The sequence below is a fragment of the Pseudomonas sp. St386 genome, from assembly GCF_018325865.1.
Lineage (GTDB): Bacteria > Pseudomonadota > Gammaproteobacteria > Pseudomonadales > Pseudomonadaceae > Aquipseudomonas > Aquipseudomonas brassicacearum.
This window is the reverse complement of sequence record NZ_AP021900.1, coordinates 6006757-6022943: the sequence shown is the minus strand read 5'-3', so window position 1 is coordinate 6022943 and position 16187 is coordinate 6006757. Positions and strand designations below refer to the sequence as shown.

The 16187-nt window shown below is 62.0% G+C and carries 14 protein-coding genes; 4 read left to right on the top strand and 10 right to left on the bottom strand.

The annotated features are described in order from the left end of the window. Positions 1-298: 298 nt before the first annotated feature. The 9 genes from KI235_RS26695 to KI235_RS26655 form a co-directional block, all read right to left on the bottom strand. Entirely contained in the window at positions 299-1030 is a 732-nt protein-coding gene (locus KI235_RS26695) for a helix-turn-helix transcriptional regulator (protein ID WP_027912057.1), read from the bottom strand. A gap of 195 nt (positions 1031-1225) precedes the next feature. Further along, a complete protein-coding gene (gene ppa, locus KI235_RS26690; protein WP_003205933.1) occupies positions 1226-1753 on the bottom strand; it encodes an inorganic diphosphatase in 528 nt (175 codons plus the stop codon). A gap of 111 nt (positions 1754-1864) precedes the next feature. Then, entirely contained in the window at positions 1865-2677 is an 813-nt protein-coding gene (locus KI235_RS26685) for a M90 family metallopeptidase (protein ID WP_003205930.1), read from the bottom strand. A 5-nt stretch (positions 2678-2682) separates the two neighbouring features. After that, a complete protein-coding gene (locus tag KI235_RS26680; protein ID WP_027912058.1) occupies positions 2683-3339 on the bottom strand; it encodes a DedA family protein in 657 nt (218 codons plus the stop codon). 946 nt (positions 3340-4285) lie between these two features. Beyond that, complete coding sequence (locus tag KI235_RS26675) at positions 4286-4747, bottom strand: N-acetyltransferase (RefSeq protein ID WP_013694280.1); 462 nt, start codon at positions 4745-4747, stop codon at positions 4286-4288. Positions 4748-4854: 107 nt separating this feature from the next. After that, positions 4855-5679, bottom strand: coding sequence for an ethanolamine ammonia-lyase subunit EutC (gene eutC, locus KI235_RS26670; RefSeq protein ID WP_003205922.1), 825 nt, complete (start codon positions 5677-5679; stop codon positions 4855-4857). A 27-nt stretch (positions 5680-5706) separates the two neighbouring features. Beyond that, positions 5707-7101, bottom strand: a complete 1395-nt coding sequence (locus KI235_RS26665; protein WP_003205921.1) for an ethanolamine ammonia-lyase subunit EutB — start codon at positions 7099-7101, stop codon at positions 5707-5709. 315 nt (positions 7102-7416) lie between these two features. Then, the gene (gene eat / locus KI235_RS26660; protein ID WP_003205920.1) at positions 7417-8787 is read right to left on the bottom strand and encodes an ethanolamine permease; all 1371 of its coding nucleotides are present in this window, start codon (positions 8785-8787) and stop codon (positions 7417-7419) included. A gap of 243 nt (positions 8788-9030) precedes the next feature. Beyond that, the gene (locus tag KI235_RS26655; protein ID WP_003205918.1) at positions 9031-10551 is read right to left on the bottom strand and encodes an aldehyde dehydrogenase family protein; all 1521 of its coding nucleotides are present in this window, start codon (positions 10549-10551) and stop codon (positions 9031-9033) included. A 455-nt stretch (positions 10552-11006) separates the two neighbouring features. On the opposite strand from KI235_RS26655, the gene KI235_RS26650 reads away from it, so the two are divergent. The 4 genes from KI235_RS26650 (at position 11007) to KI235_RS26635 (ending at position 15358) form a co-directional block, all read left to right on the top strand. Continuing rightward, the gene (locus KI235_RS26650) at positions 11007-12914 is read left to right on the top strand and encodes a sigma-54-dependent Fis family transcriptional regulator (protein WP_212795367.1); all 1908 of its coding nucleotides are present in this window, start codon (positions 11007-11009) and stop codon (positions 12912-12914) included. Positions 12915-13102: 188 nt separating this feature from the next. Then, positions 13103-14452 (top strand): UDP-N-acetylmuramate:L-alanyl-gamma-D-glutamyl-meso-diaminopimelate ligase, encoded by a 1350-nt coding sequence (gene mpl, locus KI235_RS26645; protein ID WP_003205915.1) that lies wholly within the window; start codon positions 13103-13105, stop codon positions 14450-14452. Next, entirely contained in the window at positions 14449-15081 is a 633-nt protein-coding gene (gene ubiX / locus KI235_RS26640) for a flavin prenyltransferase UbiX (RefSeq protein ID WP_003205914.1), read from the top strand. Before mpl ends, ubiX begins: the two co-directional genes overlap by 4 nt. Further along, a complete protein-coding gene (locus KI235_RS26635; protein ID WP_003205913.1) occupies positions 15074-15358 on the top strand; it encodes a YceK/YidQ family lipoprotein in 285 nt (94 codons plus the stop codon). Before ubiX ends, KI235_RS26635 begins: the two co-directional genes overlap by 8 nt. 176 nt (positions 15359-15534) lie before the next feature. Here KI235_RS26635 and KI235_RS26630 read toward each other — a convergent pair whose 3' ends face one another. Further along, the gene (locus KI235_RS26630; RefSeq protein WP_003205912.1) at positions 15535-16176 is read right to left on the bottom strand and encodes an oxidoreductase; all 642 of its coding nucleotides are present in this window, start codon (positions 16174-16176) and stop codon (positions 15535-15537) included. Positions 16177-16187 lie beyond the last annotated feature (11 nt).

The following is a 16187-nucleotide window of genomic DNA, read 5'->3' as shown; positions in this document are numbered from 1 at the left end:
TACATCCGGCTCTTGCGGCCGGCTGTGGGACTTGGTCAGAAAGTGATCTGCCTTGTCGGTGCGAGGCGTGGGCTCGCAAATGTGGGGCGGAGGATACGCGGGTTTTGTTCGGAAGCCCAGTGGTAAGTGGTGTGGAATCATTGGGTTAGGGGTGATTCAGATAAAAAAGCAGGGGCTGCTGCGGGAGCAAGCTCCCTCGCCACAAAAGCTCTTTGCCACAAACTCTCTGTCACAAAAGTTTGCTGTCACAAAGGCTCCTCAGCGCAAGGAGCTTTGCTTGTCTGTCCGTTCGGGTGGGTTAGTCGAACACCGGCGGTCTCTGTTTGTTGAGGGTTGACCACCAGAACACCCAGCCGATCACGTGAATGTGTTGCGCGTCGATCTGTTCGGCGCTGAAGACTTCATCCGGATAAGCAGCACTGTTGTGGCTGCGCAGGCGCAGTCGGTTGCCGGGAATTCTGTGCAGGTATTTGATGCGCAGCATGCCGTCGTGTTCGAGGGCGTAGATTTGGCCGTCGACGATTTGGGTCAGGCCGCGGTCGATGGCGAGGGTGGAGCCGTCGGCGATGCGTTCGGCCATGCTGTCGCCGACCATGGTGATGCAGATGGCGTCGTTGGGGTTTATTTCCAGGGATTCGAGGTGGCTGCGGGGCAGGCGGATGGATTGGTCGGGGATTTCGGTGATGTGGGTTTTGGTTTCGCCGGGGGCGATGGGGACTTCCTTGTAGAAAGGCAGTTCAATGTCCGTGGGTTCCACCACGCTGTAGACGCCATCGTTTTCGGCCGCCTCATAGGTGGTGCCGGGGCCGAGGCCCAATGGGGTCTGCGGGCCTTCGCCGTGGGCGAGCCATTCTGGGCTGACGGTCAGCAGGCTGGCGATGCTGTGGATGCGCCCGGGTGGGATGCCACGGTTGAACCAGTTGTTCACGTGTTGGGATTTCACGCCGTATAACTTCGCGAAGTCGGCGGAACGGATGTTCGCTTCTCTTAGAAGGGCTCTGAAGCGGTCGCCACTGGAAAGTATTTTCATAAACGGAAAGTTTAGGGGCGACTGTGTTTTCGGCAATAAACAAGTCGTTCAAATATATAAGACGATCTTTCCGTTTGCAGGATTTGAAAGGCGCGGGCTAAACGTGGTTACACAGTGTTAATACAGTTTCGTATTGGGAACCATTAAGACATAAAAAAACCCCGGGGCAAACCGGGGTTCTTTATCAAGTTTGTTTCAGCCTTTGTAGGCGGCAACCGACTTGGTGATCGCTTCGCGGGCGGCGTCTGCACCGGCCCAGCCTTCGATCTTGACCCACTTGCCTTTTTCGAGATCTTTGTAGTTCGCGAAGAAGTGCTCGATCTGCTGGATCAGCAGCGGTGGCAGGTCGGTGTATTCCTTCACGTCGACGTACAGTTGCGACAGTTTGTCGTGTGGCACTGCGATGACTTTGGCATCGCCGCCGCCGTCGTCGGTCATGTTCAGGATGCCGACTGGACGGGCGCGGATGACCGAGCCTGGAGCCACTGGGTAAGGAGTCACGACCAGCACGTCGAGGGGGTCGCCGTCGTCGGCCAGGGTGTTGGGGATGTAACCGTAGTTGGCCGGGTAGAACATGGGGGTGGCCATGAAACGGTCAACGAACAGGCAGTCGCTGTCTTTGTCGATTTCGTATTTGATCGGGGCGTGGTTGGCCGGGATTTCGATCGCGACGTAGATGTCGTTCGGCAGGTCTTTGCCAGCCGGAATCTTGCTGTAGCTCATTGGGCGGTGCCCCCGTTAGTTGACCAAATGACTGGTCGGATTGACCAAAAAGTGGCGGCGATTATAGGCATATTCAGCCGCTGTTGCCACGTTACCAGGGTCGTAGAGACCTTAGTATGACGCCTGATAGACCGGATCTTCGGCCTGAAGTTGCCGCAGCCGGGCCAATGGATCCTGACGGTAGAACGCCTTGAGCTGTTCGTAGACCTTGGGATAGGCCTGGTGCAGCAGGTCTGGGGCGCTGAAGAAGTATTCGCTGGTGACGGCAAAGAACTCCGCCGGGTTTTCCGCGGCGTAGGGGTCGATGACGGTTTCTGCGTCGGGGTTGTGGTCGAGTTGGCGGTCGAGGTCGTCGAAGGCTTGTTGCATGGCGTCGGCCCAGTCGCTGACGCGCATGTCGGCGTGCAGCGGTGGCAGGCCGTTGGCGTCGCCGTTGAGCATGTCGAGTTTGTGCGCCAGTTCGTGGATCACCAGGTTGTAGCCGTCCCAGCCGCCGCTGGCCATCACGCCGTCCCAGGCCAGGATGATCGGGCCTTGGGGCCAGGCTTCGCCGCTGTGTTCGCCGTCCCATTCGTGCTCGATGCCGCTGGCGTCGCGGTAGCGCTGGGGGCTGAGGAAGTCGTCGGGGTAGAGGACGATTTCGTGGAAGCCTTGGTACCAGTTCAGTTCGCCCAGGTGCATCAGCGGCAATTGGGCCTGGGCGGCGAGCAGCAGGCGTTGTTCCTGGTGCAGTTCGACGCCGGGCAGGGCGGTGAGGTGTTTGTCGTGCAGGAACAGTACGCAGGCTTCCCGCAGCCATTGGTCCTCGGCGGCGCTGATGCCGTCGAGGAAGCTCAATTGTTGGCGCACTCGCTGCCAGGTGTCCTCGGCCACGGGGTGTTTGGCGAGGGTGCGTCGGCGGCGCCAGTTGCTCAGGGACCACATGGCGATCAGCGTGGTTGGGCTTTCGAGGCGCGCTGGCTCAGTTTGCTGCGCACCAGGCTGATGATCATCGGCAGCAGCGACAGCAGGATGATGCCGACGACCAGCAGCGACAGGTTCTGCTTGATGAATGGCACGTTGCCGAAGAAATAGCCGAGGGTCACCAGGCCGCCGACCCAGAGGACGGTGCCGAGGACGCTGAAGCCAAAGAAGCGCAGGTAGTTCATCTTGCCGACGCCGGCGACGAAGGGCGCGAAGGTGCGGATGATCGGCAGGAAGCGCGCCAGGGTCACGGTTTTGCCGCCGTGTTTGTCGTAGAAGTCGTGGGTTTGCTGCAGGTAGTCGCGGCGGAAGATTTTCGAGTTGGGGTTGCTGAACAGTTTTTCGCCGGCGGTGCGGCCGATGAGGTAGTTGGTGCTGTCGCCGAGGATGGCCGCGAGCATCAAGAGGCCGCCCAGCAGGACTGGGTCCATGGCGCCACCAGCGGCGACGGCGCCGGCGATGAACAGCAGCGAGTCGCCCGGCAGGAAGGGTGTGACCACCAGGCCGGTTTCACAGAAGATCACCAGGAACAGGATGGCGTAGACCCACGTCCCGTAGTTGGTCACCAGCATGTCGAGGTAGACGTCGAGATGCAGAATGAGGTCGAGGGGATTGAAATCCATGCATAGCACCTGTGGTGGCGGCCCGACTCGGCAGGCTTGTGGGTCTGGCTTTGAGTATGGCTACAGAGTGTGTAGCTTTTTCTTACAAGCCGGGAAGAGCGGCATTATACGGCGAGGATTGTGAAGCGCGTGTTGAGTTTGTAGCGGGGGATTTCGGTGGTTCTGTGGGCAGGGGAGCACCTTGTTGAAGCGGGCTTGCTCGCGAAGATGGCGGCACATTCGATATTGATGCAGCTGGACTACCGCTATCGCGAGCAAGCTCGCTCCCACAGGGGATTGCGGTGAGTATTAGTTTTTTGTGCATGCCTCAAAACCAGTGTGGGAGCGAGCTTGCTCGCGATGGCGGTGGAACAGTCAGTATTGATGTGGCCTGACGGACCGCTATCGCGAGCAAGCTTTGCTCCCACAGGTCTGATAGGTGTATGAGCGGGAGAATCAGGCTGGCTGTTAGGCCGCCTTCGCGAGCAAGCTCGCTCCCACAATGGGATCGGGTACGACTGGGAGAGCCAGGCCGGCTGGCAGGCCGCCTCGCGAGCAAGCTTTGCTCCCACAGGTCCTGCTCAAACAGATCTGATGGGTGTACGACCGGGAGAGTCAGGTCGGCCGTTAGGCCGCCTCGCGGTGGATGTTGATCTCGGCGCCCCGTTAACCACGCTGGCCGAACGCAGGCATTGTGGAGTGGGTATCCCGGCATGGATGCCGGGATAGCCGCGCTGGGCCATGGAGGGCCCTTCGCGGCGGGCCCACGGAGCAATGCCGGAGTGAGGGCATGCCGAGCCTAAGCGAGGCACCAAGTGGTGGGGCATAAAGCGCTTTGGTTACTTTCGACTGGGCCGGCTTCCGGGCTTTTCGAAAGTGACCCGCCGTAAGGGCGGAACCCTAAGCCGCCCTCACCGCAGCAATGGATATGTCCCCAACCATCACATCCAACATTGCTCCCAACGGCTCAGATCCCCTCGCTGATCGGCAACACGTAGTTCTTGAATTCGGTGTCTTCCTTGAACCCAATCGACTCGTAGGTCTTCTGCGCCACGTCGTTGTTGCTGCTGGTGGAGACGCGCATGCGGACGGCGTTGGTTTCCTTGGCCATTTTTTTCGCGGTGCGGATCAGGTTGTCGGCCACCAGTTGGCGGCGGGCGTCTTCGGCGACGTAGATGTCGTTGAGGATCCACACGCGCTTGAGCGACAGCGACGAGAAGCTTGGGTAGAGCTGGCAAAAGCCCAGCAATTTGCTGTCGTCGTCATCGGGCAAGGCCAGGTAGATCACCGATTCCTTGCGGCGCAGGCGTTTTTCAAGGAAGGCTCGGGACGAATCCGGGTAGGGCAGGGAGCCGTAGAATTCCCGGTATTTGACGAACAATGGGGTCAGCAGGTCCAGGTGTTCCAGGGTCGCTTGGATAATCCGCATGGTAGGTCTCGTCTGCAAAGGTCGACAGATATTCAGACAACAACATCGCGCTGCCGTGCTTTTGATGCTGCCTGAAAGCGGATCAAAAACGCAATCGGATAAACGGATCAGTTTCGGGGCGGCGCCAGTAGGAAGTTACCTTTCATATCGGCAGCGTTTTCCGAATCCAGAGTGTGAACCTGGGCTTCGTCCTTCAGATTGACCCCCGAAAGCTGGCGGCGACAGGCTTCGCGCATCAGGTATATCAGGCGGTGGGCGGCCATGCCGTAACTCAAACCTTCGAGGCGGACATTGGAGATGCAGTTGCGATAGGCATCGGTCAGGCCGACCTTGGGGGCGTAGGTGAAATACAGCCCCAGGCTGTCGGGGGAGCTGAGGCCGGGGCGTTCGCCGATCAGGATCACCGACATTTTCGCGCCGAGCCGCTGTGCCACTTCATCGGCCACGGCAACGCGGCCTTGCTCCACTAAAACTATTGGCGACACAGACCAACCGTCAGCAGCGATCTGCTCTTCCAGCCGCGCCAGGAACGGCAAGGTATGGCGATGCACCGCCAGCGCCGACAGGCCGTCAGCCACGACGATGGCCAGATCCACGCCGCCAGGGTGGGCCGCCGCGTAATCCTCCAGGACCTGCGCGGAGGCGTCGTCGAGCCGTCGGCCCAGGTCCGGGCGCTGTAGATAACTGTGTCGGTCGGCCGCCGCGCTGTGGAGCAGCAGGCTTTCACGGCCGCGCTCGCTCAGTTGGGCGCGAATGCCCTGGTGATCGAACGCCAGGTGCACCGCATCGCGGGCCTGGGCGTGGGCGTATTGAAAGTCCAGTTGCGCCTGGGTCGGCAGGCTGGTGCCGGTGCGGCCCAGGGCGATGCGCGCCGGGGTCAGGTTGCGCAGGTTCAGCCAAGGGTTTTGTGGATCGACAGGTTTTTTGTCCATGGGCAGTTCTCTCATCCCCAATGCGGCTTATCCCAAATGAGCTAATGCGTGACGAAACGCCGGTGGCAGGTTGTCGCCGAACCGCACCCGGCCATCGGCCTGGGTGAAGATGCCCATGTTCGCCAGCCACGTTTCGAATTCCGGCGCTGGTTTCAGGCCCAGGGTCTGGCGGGCGTAGAGGGCGTCGTGGAACGAGGTGGTCTGGTAATTGAGCATGATGTCGTCGGAGCCGGGGATGCCCATGATGAAGTTGATCCCGGCCACGCCCAGCAGGGTCAGCAGGGTGTCCATGTCGTCCTGGTCGGCTTCGGCGTGGTTGGTGTAGCAGATGTCGCAGCCCATCGGCACGCCCAGAAGCTTGCCGCAGAAGTGGTCTTCGAGGCCGGCGCGGATGATCTGTTTGCCGTTGTACAGGTACTCCGGGCCGATGAATCCTACAACCGTGTTCACCAGGAACGGGTTGAAATGCCGTGCCACGGCGTAGGCCCGGGTCTCGCAGGTCTGTTGATCGACGCCGTGGTGGGCGTTGGCTGACAGCGCGCTGCCCTGGCCGGTTTCGAAATACATCAGGTTGTTGCCCAAGGTGCCGCGATTCAGGCTGAGCCCGGCATCGTAGCCTTCTTTCAAGACGCTCAGGCTGATGCCGAAACTGGCGTTGGCCGCTTCGGTGCCGGCGATGGACTGGAACACCAAGTCCAGGGGCACGCCACGGTTTGCCGCTTCGATGGAGGTGGTGACGTGGGTCAGCACGCAGCCCTGGGTGGGGATGTCGTAGCGCTGGATGATGGCGTCGAGCATTTCCAGCATGGCGCAGATCGAGGCGGTGCTGTCGGTGGCCGGGTTGATGCCGATCATGGCGTCGCCGTTGCCGTAGAGCAGGCCGTCGAGGATGCTCGCGGCGATCCCGGCGGGTTCGTCGGTGGGGTGGTTGGGTTGCAGGCGGGTGGACAGGCGCCCGCGCAGGCCGAGGGTGCCGCGGAACTTGGTCACCACGCGGATCTTTTGCGCCACCAGCACCAGGTCTTGCACGCGCATGATCTTCGACACGGCGGCGACCATTTCCGGCGTCAGGCCCGGGGCCAGCGCCCGCAGGCTCTGTTCATCGGCGGCGTCGCTGAGCAGCCAATCGCGAAAACCGCCGACGGTGAGGTGGCTGACGGTGGCGAAAGCTTGTTTATCGTGAGTGTCGACGATCAGCCGGGTGACTTCGTCGACCTCGTAAGGAATCAGCATTTCTTGCAGGAAATGGCTGAGGGGCAGGTCGGCCAGGGCCATTTGCGCGGCCACGCGCTCACCATCGTTGAGCGCGGCGACCTCGGCCAAAAAATCCCCGGAACGCGCCGGGCTGGCCTTGGCCATCAGGTCTTTGAGGCTGTCGAAGCGATAGGTCTGGGCGCCGACGGAATGGGCGAATGCGGCCATGGGGCGGTGTCCTCCTGGTTCTCTAAATACTCAAATACACCACAGATCCAACCCAGTGGAAGAACCCAGTGGAAGAACCCAGTGAGAGAGCCCAGTGGGAGAGCTCTGTGGGAGAACCTTGTGGGAGCAAAGCTTGCTCGCGATAGCGGAGTGTCAGAAAAGTATTCTCCACTGATACACCGCTATCGCGAGCAAGCTTTGCTCCCACAGAGTCCTTCCCACAGAGCCTTCCCAAGAGTTTTCCCACACAGGAAGGGAACTGTGTGCACTTTTAAATAGCAGGCACCAGGCCCTAGGCCCGGTGCCGGTGCAACTTCAGATACCTGTGAGCATAGCGTCCGCCGGTGCATCGGAGCGTTGCTTGGCGGTCAGTTGGAAATACAGGTAGCCGACCACCATGAACGCCAGGAACACCAGGCCGATCACGGTGTTGAACCACGCCATCGCCACCAGGCACACCACCGCCAGGAACAGCGCGATGCCCGGCACGATCGGGTAGCCCGGGGCGCGGAAGGTGCGTTCCAGGTTCGGTTCGGTCTTACGCAGCCTGAACAGGCTGAGCATGCTGATGATGTACATCACGATGGCGCCGAACACCGACATGGTGATCATCGCCGCCGTCAGCGTCATGCCTTGCAGGTTGACCAGGCCGTCGCTGTAGATCGCCGCGATGCCGATGACGCCGCCGGCCAGGATCGCCCGGTGCGGGGTCTGGAAGCGCGACAGCTTCGCCAGGCCTCGGGGCAGGTAACCGGCCCTGGCCAGGGCGAAGAACTGCCGCGAGTAGCCGAGGATGATCCCGTGGAAACTCGCCACCAGGCCGAACAGGCCGATCCACACCAGCATGTGCATCCACGTTGAATTGTTGCCGACCACGGCCTTCATGGCCTGGGGCAGCGGGTCGTTGATGTTCGACAAGGTGCGCCAGTCACCCACGCCGCCGGCCATGATCATCACGCCGATGGCCAGGAACACCAGGGTCAGGATGCCGCTGACATAGGCGCGGGGAATCGTGCGTTTCGGGTCCTTGGCTTCTTCGGCGGCCATGGCCGCGCCTTCGATGGCGAGGAAGAACCAGATCGCGAAGGGGATCGCCGCGAAAATGCCCGGGATCGAGGCGAGGCTGAACTCATTGGAGCCGGCCCAGCCGTTGAGCACGAAGTTACTGAAGCTGAAGCCCGGCGCGACCACGCCCATGAACACGAGCAACTCGGCGACCGCCAGCACGGTGACCACCAGCTCGAACGCCGCGGCAATGCTGACGCCGAGGATATTCAGGGTCATGAACACGATGTACGCGCCGACCGCCGCCAGCTTGGGGTCCAGCTCGGGGAATTGCACGTTGAGGTAGGCGCCAATCGCCATGGCGATGGCCGGGGGCGCAAAGACGAATTCGATCAGGGTGGCGATCCCGGCGATCAACCCGCCTTTCTCGCCGAAGGCCCGTCGGCTGTAGGCGAAAGGCCCGCCGGCGTGAGGAATCGCGGTAGTCAGTTCGGTGAAACTGAAGATGAAACAGGTGTACATCAATGCCACCATGAGGGCGGTGACGAGAAACCCGAGGGTCCCTGCGGTGCCCCAGCCGTAGCTCCAGCCGAAGTATTCACCGGAAATCACCAGGCCGACGGCGATGCCCCATAAATGCAGGGTGCCGAGTGTGGGTTTGAGTTGAGTGGTAGAAGTCATAAGTCCTCTCTGTCTTTTTTATTGTTTGATCTGTTGGACTTTCGGGATTGCTGTGGAGCGGGCACGCAAGGCTCATGCCAGAGCGGTGGGACGGCGTTGTTGTTTGATTTTGATTGTTCCCACGCTCTGCGTGGGAACACAGCCAGGGACGCTCCGCGTCCCAAAGAGCCGAACGCGGAGCGTCCGTAGAGGCATTCCCACGCAGAGCGTGGGAACGATCAGCCGGGCGCAATTTCCCGCAGGTTAGAAGAACCCCAACGGATTAATGTCGTAGCTCACCAGCAAATTCTTGGTCTGCTGGTAATGGTCGAGCATCATCTTGTGCGTCTCACGCCCGACGCCGGACTTCTTGTAGCCACCGAACGCAGCATGCGCCGGGTACAGGTGGTAGCAGTTGGTCCACACGCGACCGGCCTTGATCGCCCGGCCCATGCGGTAGGCGCGGTTGATGTCGCGGGTCCAGAGGCCGGCACCGAGGCCGAACTCGGTGTCGTTGGCGATCGCCAGGGCTTCGGCTTCGTCCTTGAAGGTGGTGATGCTCACCACAGGGCCAAAGATTTCTTCCTGGAACACGCGCATCTTGTTGGTGCCCTTGAGCAGGGTCGGCTGGATGTAATACCCGGTCGCCAGGTTGCCCTCGAGTTTTTCCACCTTGCCACCGGTCAGCAGCTCGGCGCCTTCGCCCTTGGCGATTTCCAGGTACGAAAGAATCTTGTCGAATTGCTGCTCGGACGCCTGGGCGCCGACCATGGTCTCGGTGTCCAGCGGGTCGCCGCGTTTGATCTGCAGGACTTTCTTCATCACCACTTGCATGAATTCGTCGTAGATCGACTCCTGCACCAGGGCGCGGGATGGGCAGGTGCAGACTTCGCCCTGGTTGAAGAACGCCAGTACCAGGCCTTCGGCGGCTTTCTCGATGAAGCTCGGCTCGGCTTGCATGATGTCTTCGAAGAAGATGTTCGGCGACTTGCCGCCCAGTTCCACGGTAGACGGGATGATGTTTTCGGCGGCGCATTTCATGATGTGCGAGCCCACCGGGGTGGAGCCGGTGAAGGCAATCTTGGCGATGCGCTTGCTGGTGGCGAGGGCTTCACCGGCTTCTTTGCCGAAACCTTGCACCACGTTCAGTACGCCAGGCGGCAGCAGGTCGCCGATCAGCTCCATGAGCACGCAGATGCCCAGTGGGGTTTGCTCGGCCGGCTTGAGCACCACGCAGTTACCGGCGGCCAGGGCCGGGGCGAGTTTCCAGGCGGCCATCAGCAGCGGGAAGTTCCACGGGATGATCTGCCCGACCACGCCCAGCGGTTCATGGATGTGGTAGGCCACGGTGTTGCCGTCGATCTCGGCGGCGCTGCCTTCCTGGGCCCGCAGGCAACCGGCGAAGTAGCGGAAGTGGTCGGCGGCCAGGGGGATGTCGGCGTTGAGGGTTTCACGCACGGCCTTGCCGTTGTCCCAGGATTCGGTGATCGCCAGCACTTCGAGGTTGGCTTCGATGCGGTCGGCGATTTTCAGCAGGATCAGCGAACGGGCCTGGACCGACGTGGCACCCCAGGCATCAGCGGCAGCGTGGGCGGCATCCAGGGCCTTTTCGATGTCTTCGGCTGTGGAGCGCGGGAATTCGGCAATGACCTCGCCATTGACCGGGGAAGTATTGGTGAAGTACTGACCTTTGACAGGCGCGACGAACTCGCCGCCGATGTAGTTACCGTATTTGCTCTTGAACGAAACGATAGCGCCTTCAGTACCGGGGTGAGCGTAACGCATGATGAGTTCTCCTTGGCTTTTGTGCTTATACGGGAGGGCCGCGCAAAATTGAGCGCTGGTAATTAAGCCTAGAGCAAAGGTTGGGCCATTGCCTTGCAGGGCCCGTAAATCAAGACTTTAGGAGGAGTTGGTCGGACAAACGGATGGGTTGTGTGACGCTTGCGATACAGCGGGTGTGACAGTTTGTGCCAGATGCGAGACAGTCTGTGACTGACAGGTCGCGCCAGCATTGCAAAGGCGGTTGGGCTGGAGGATGCTGAACATTCAGCACAGCTCCTGCGGGAACAAAGGTCTGTGGGGGCAAGGTCTGTGGGAGCAAGGCTTGCCCGCGATAGCCACGACGCGGTTCAACTGACCTGCGCGTCATCGTTCATCGCGGGCAAGCCTTGCTCCCACAGGGGCCAGGTTCGACAGTTGCTCCAGCAGGCCGCAACCTTCGGGGAGAACAATAAGAAATGCACAGCAACCATTTGAGTCGCCATGCCCAGCAAGTCCTGACGGTCACCCAGGGCAAGGCCCATTTGCAGGGCCCTGGCAGCGATCCGTCGATTGCCCGTTCCTGGTTGCGCTGCCTCGAGGACTATCACCTCGACCCGGCCCAGAACCTGGCGCCGACGGTGCTCGAACATGGCCGGGTGCTGGAAAGCCGCGAGCGCTTGCAACAGGTGCTGCACATCGCCGGCAATGAAATGACCAGCCTGCACCAGCAACTCTCCGGCGCCGGCCACGCGGTGTTGCTGACCGACGCCCGGGGCGTGATCCTCAACTGCGTCACCGCCCCCAGCGAACGGAAGATTTTCGAACGGGCCGGCCTCTGGCTCGGCGCCGATTGGAGCGAAGCCTGCGAAGGCACCAACGGCATCGGCACCTGCCTGGTGGAGCGCCAGGCCCTGACCATCCACCAGGAAGAACATTTTCGCGGCCGCCACACCGGCCTGACCTGCTCGGCCAGCCCGGTCTTCGACCCCCAGGGCGAGCTGCTGGCGGTGCTCGACGTGTCTTCGGCCCGGCCGGACGTGTCGCGCCAGAGCCAGTTCCACACCATGGCCCTGGTCAATCTCTCGGCGAAGATGATCGAGAGCTGCTACTTCCTGCGTTGCTTCGACAATCAATGGCTGCTGCGCTTCCATCTGCAGGCTGAGTCCGTGGGGCTGTTCAGCGAAGGCCTGATGGCGTTCGACGGCGAAGGGCGGATCAGCGCCGTCAACCAGAGTGCGCTGAACCTCTTGGGGCATATTCGCGGCAGCTTGCTGGGGCAGCGGGTGGGGGACTTTTTCGACTGTTCGTTGGACGAATTGCTCGGCCGCGCGAGTGTAAATGCCAGTGCGAGTTGGCCGTTGCGCACCCGTGACGGCCGGCATTTGTTCGCCGTGCTGCGTGGTCAGCCGCGCAGCGTGCCGGTGCCGGTTGCGCCAGCGCTCAAGATTATCGAGCCCGCGCGGCTGCCGGGCATTTGCCTGGGGGATGCGGCGTTGCAGGAACATTTTCGCAAGGCGCTGCGGGTGTTCGAGCGCGATGTGCCGCTGCTGATTCAGGGCGAAACCGGCTCCGGCAAGGAGGCGTTTGCCAAGGCCGTGCATCACGCCAGCCAGCGCGCCGGCAAGCATTTCGTCGCCCTCAACTGCGCGGCCATCCCGGAAAGCCTGATCGAGAGCGAGCTGTTCGGTTATCGCGGCGGCAGCTTCACCGGCGCGCGCAAGGAAGGCATGCGTGGCAAGCTGCAACAGGCTGACGGCGGCACGCTGTTCCTCGATGAAATCGGCGACATGCCCCTGGCCTTGCAGACCCGTTTGCTGCGGGTGCTGGAAGACCGCCAAGTGGTGCCCATCGGCGGCGAGCCCGAGGCGGTGAACGTGCGCATCATCAGCGCCACTCACCGGCAGTTGCTGGATCGGGTGCAGGACGGCAGTTTTCGTGAGGATTTGTACTACCGGCTCAACGGCCTGGAAATCCCGTTGCCGGCGTTGCGCGAGCGCAGCGACAAGTCGCAGTTGCTGGATTTTCTGCTGACGGAAGAGAGCGGGGCCGAGACGGTGTCCATCGACGAACCGGCGCGCCAGGCGTTGCTGGCGTTCGACTGGCCGGGCAACGTGCGGCAATTGCGCAACGTGCTGCGGACCCTCGCCGCGCTGTGCGACGGCGGGCGGATCGGGCTGGAAGACTTGCCGGCGATGATCCGCCAGCGTCCGTCGATTGCGCTGGTTGAAACGGTGGCGGAGCGGCCGCTGGAGGATGCCGAACGGCTGGCATTGCTCGATGCGCTGGAGCGCCAGCGCTGGCACATGACCCACACGGCGGAACAACTGGGCATTAGCCGCAATACCCTCTACCGCAAGCTGCGTAAACACGCGATTGCCCGATAACCGCGTGACGATCGTTCCCACGCTCCGCGTGGGAATGCCTCTGCGGACGCTCCGCGTTCGGCTTCCAGGGACGCAGAGCGTCCCGGGCTGCATTCCCACGCGGAGCGTGGGAACGATCAGATTCGAAACACAAGGTGCGATTTCCCCCTCCCTAGGCTAACCTGCGGCCATGTTTTACGAGGTCGACTATGCACATCCATATTCTCGGTATTTGCGGCACTTTCATGGGTTCGATGGCGGTCCTGGCCAAGGAGCTGGGCCATCACGTGACCGGCTCCGACGCCAACGTCTACCCGCCGATGAGCACTCAGCTGGAGGCCCAGGGCATCGAGCTGACCCAAGGCTACGACCCGGCGCAACTGGACCCGGCGCCGGACCTGGTGGTCATTGGCAACGCCATGTCCCGTGGCAACCCGGCGGTGGAGTACGTGCTCAACAAAGGCCTGCCGTACGTGTCCGGGCCGCAGTGGCTGGCCGATCACGTGCTGCAGGGCCGTTGGGTCCTGGCTGTGGCCGGCACCCACGGCAAGACCACCACCAGCAGCATGCTCGCCTGGGTGCTGGAGCACGCCGGCATGAGCCCGGGCTTTTTGATCGGTGGCGTGCCGCAGAATTTCTCGGTGTCGGCGCGCCTGGGTGGCACGCCGTTCTTCGTGATCGAGGCTGACGAATACGACAGCGCGTTTTTCGACAAGCGCTCGAAATTCGTCCACTACCGTCCCCGTACCGCGATCCTCAACAACCTTGAGTTCGATCATGCGGATATCTTCCCCGATCTGCCGGCCATCGAGCGGCAGTTCCACCATTTGGTGCGCACCATCCCGAGTGAAGGCCTGGTGATTCACCCGACCACCGAACCGGCCTTGCAGCGCGTGATCGAGATGGGCTGCTGGACTCCGGTGCAAACCACCGGCGCGGGTGGGCAGTGGCAGGTGAAGTTGCTCAAGGATGACGGTTCGCAATTCGAAGTCATGTTCGAAGGCGTGTCCCAAGGCGTGGTCGAGTGGGACATGACCGGCCAGCACAACGTTGCCAATGCCCTGGCGACCCTGGCGGCGGCTCGGCATGTCGGCGTAGTCCCATCCATGGGCATTGCCGCGTTGAGCGCGTTCAAGAGCGTGAAGCGGCGGATGGAGAAGGTCGCCGAAGTGCGCGGCATCACCATCTATGACGACTTCGCCCACCACCCGACCGCCATCGCCACCACCCTCGACGGGTTGCGCAAGCGCATCGGCGATGCGCCGCTGATTGCGATCATCGAGCCGCGTTCCAACTCCATGAAGCTCGGCGCGCACCGTGACGGCCTGCCGGAAAGCGTGGTCGATGCCGACCAGGTGATCTGGTACGCACCGGCCAACCTCGGCTGGGACCTCGGTGCCACTGCGGCGCTGTGCACGGTGCCGTCGATTGTCAGCGATTCGCTGGAAGGCATCATCGAGCGCGTGAAGAGCCAGGCCCAGCCCGGCACTCACGTGGTGATCATGAGCAACGGCGGCTTCGGCGGCCTGCACGGCAAACTGGCCGAGGCGCTGAAATGAGCAATGGTCCGGAACGCATCACGCTGGCGATGACCGGTGCGTCCGGCGCCCAGTACGGCTTGCGCCTGCTCGATTGCCTGGTGCGCGAAGACCGCGAGGTGCATTTCCTCATCTCCAAGGCCGCGCAGCTGGTGATGGCCACCGAGACCGACGTGACCCTGCCGGCCAAGACCCAGATGATGCAAGCCTTCCTCACTGAATACACCGGTGCGGCGGCGGGGCAGATTCGCGTGTATGGCAAGGAAGACTGGATGTCGCCGGTGGCCTCGGGCTCCGGCGCGCCGGCCGCCATGGTGGTGGTGCCGTGTTCCACCGGGACGCTCTCGGCGATTGCCACCGGGGCCTGCAACAACCTGATCGAACGGGCGGCGGACGTGACGCTCAAGGAGCGCCGCCAGTTGATCCTCGTGCCGCGGGAAGCGCCGTATTCGAGCATTCACCTGGAGCACATGCTCAAGCTGTCGAACATGGGCGTGAGCATCCTGCCGGCCTCGCCGGGTTTCTATCACCAGCCGCAGACCATTGATGACCTGATCGATTTTGTCGTCGCCCGGATCCTCAATCTGCTGAACATTCCCCAGGACATGTTGCCGCGCTGGGGCGAACATCATTTGAGCAGCGATGAATAAGCTGCTGATCGTGCTGTTGGCGCTGCAGCTGACCGGCTGCGCCACGGCCCGCACCCTCGACGCCGCCAAGCCTGGTGCGCCGGTGGTGTACGCCGGAACACGCCTGGATTTGTACGCCCTCAACGGTGGCTGCTGCGCCAAGGACCGCTTTGGCGCCGAGGCGCCGAGCTACCCGGGTCTCGATCTGCCGGGCAGTGCGCTGCTCGATACCTTGTTGTTGCCGTTGTCGTTGTTTACCGCCATAGGTGTGGGGTTTCAGGCTACAGGGGGGTTGTAGCCAAGGGCTGGGTTGCGCGCAGGAGCCCTGTAGGAGCTGTGTAGGAGCTGTCGAGTGCAACGAGGCTGCGATCTTTCCCCAGCCACTTGAGTCACAAGCGAAAGATCGAAAGATCAAAAGATCAAAAGATCGCAGCCTTCGGCAGCTCCTACAGGGCGCCCGCTCAGGCGCCGCAATCATTTGCCGAGCTTGCGCAACTCATCTGACTCCACCACCCGCACCCCATCCTGCTCTTCCAGCGCCAGACGCCACATGGCCCGGGCCAGTTGGCAGGCTTCGATGCCGTGGTACTTGCCTGGGATCAGCTTCGACAAGGGGCCAGCCAGTTGCTCGGCCAGGCGCGGTTCGACGCGGTCGCCCAGCAGCAGGGAAGGCCGGCAAATGGTCAGTTGCGGCCAGCCCTGGGCCTTGAGCGCCGCCTCCATTTCACCTTTGACCCGGTTGTAGAAGATCGATGACTTGGCGTCGGCCCCCAGCGCGCTGATCACCACCAGATGCCGTGCGCCCAGTTCCCGGGCGCGCTTGGCAAACGCCACGACCAGGTCCAGGTCGATCGCGCGGAAGGCTGCTTCAGAGCCGGCTTTCTTGATGGTTGTGCCGAGGCAGCAGAAGGCGATGTCCACCTGGCCACTGAGTTGTGGCAGCACCTGGGCCGGCTCCCCAACCGGGTTTTCCAAGTGTGGATGTTCAGCCAGTGGCCGGCGTGAAGGCGCCAATACGCGAGTGATGGTCGGCTCGTTGAGCAGCCGGTCCAGTAGATGTTCCCCGGTCAGCCCGGTAGCACCGGCGAGCAAAACATGCTGAGGCGTCAAGTACATAGTGTTTCCCC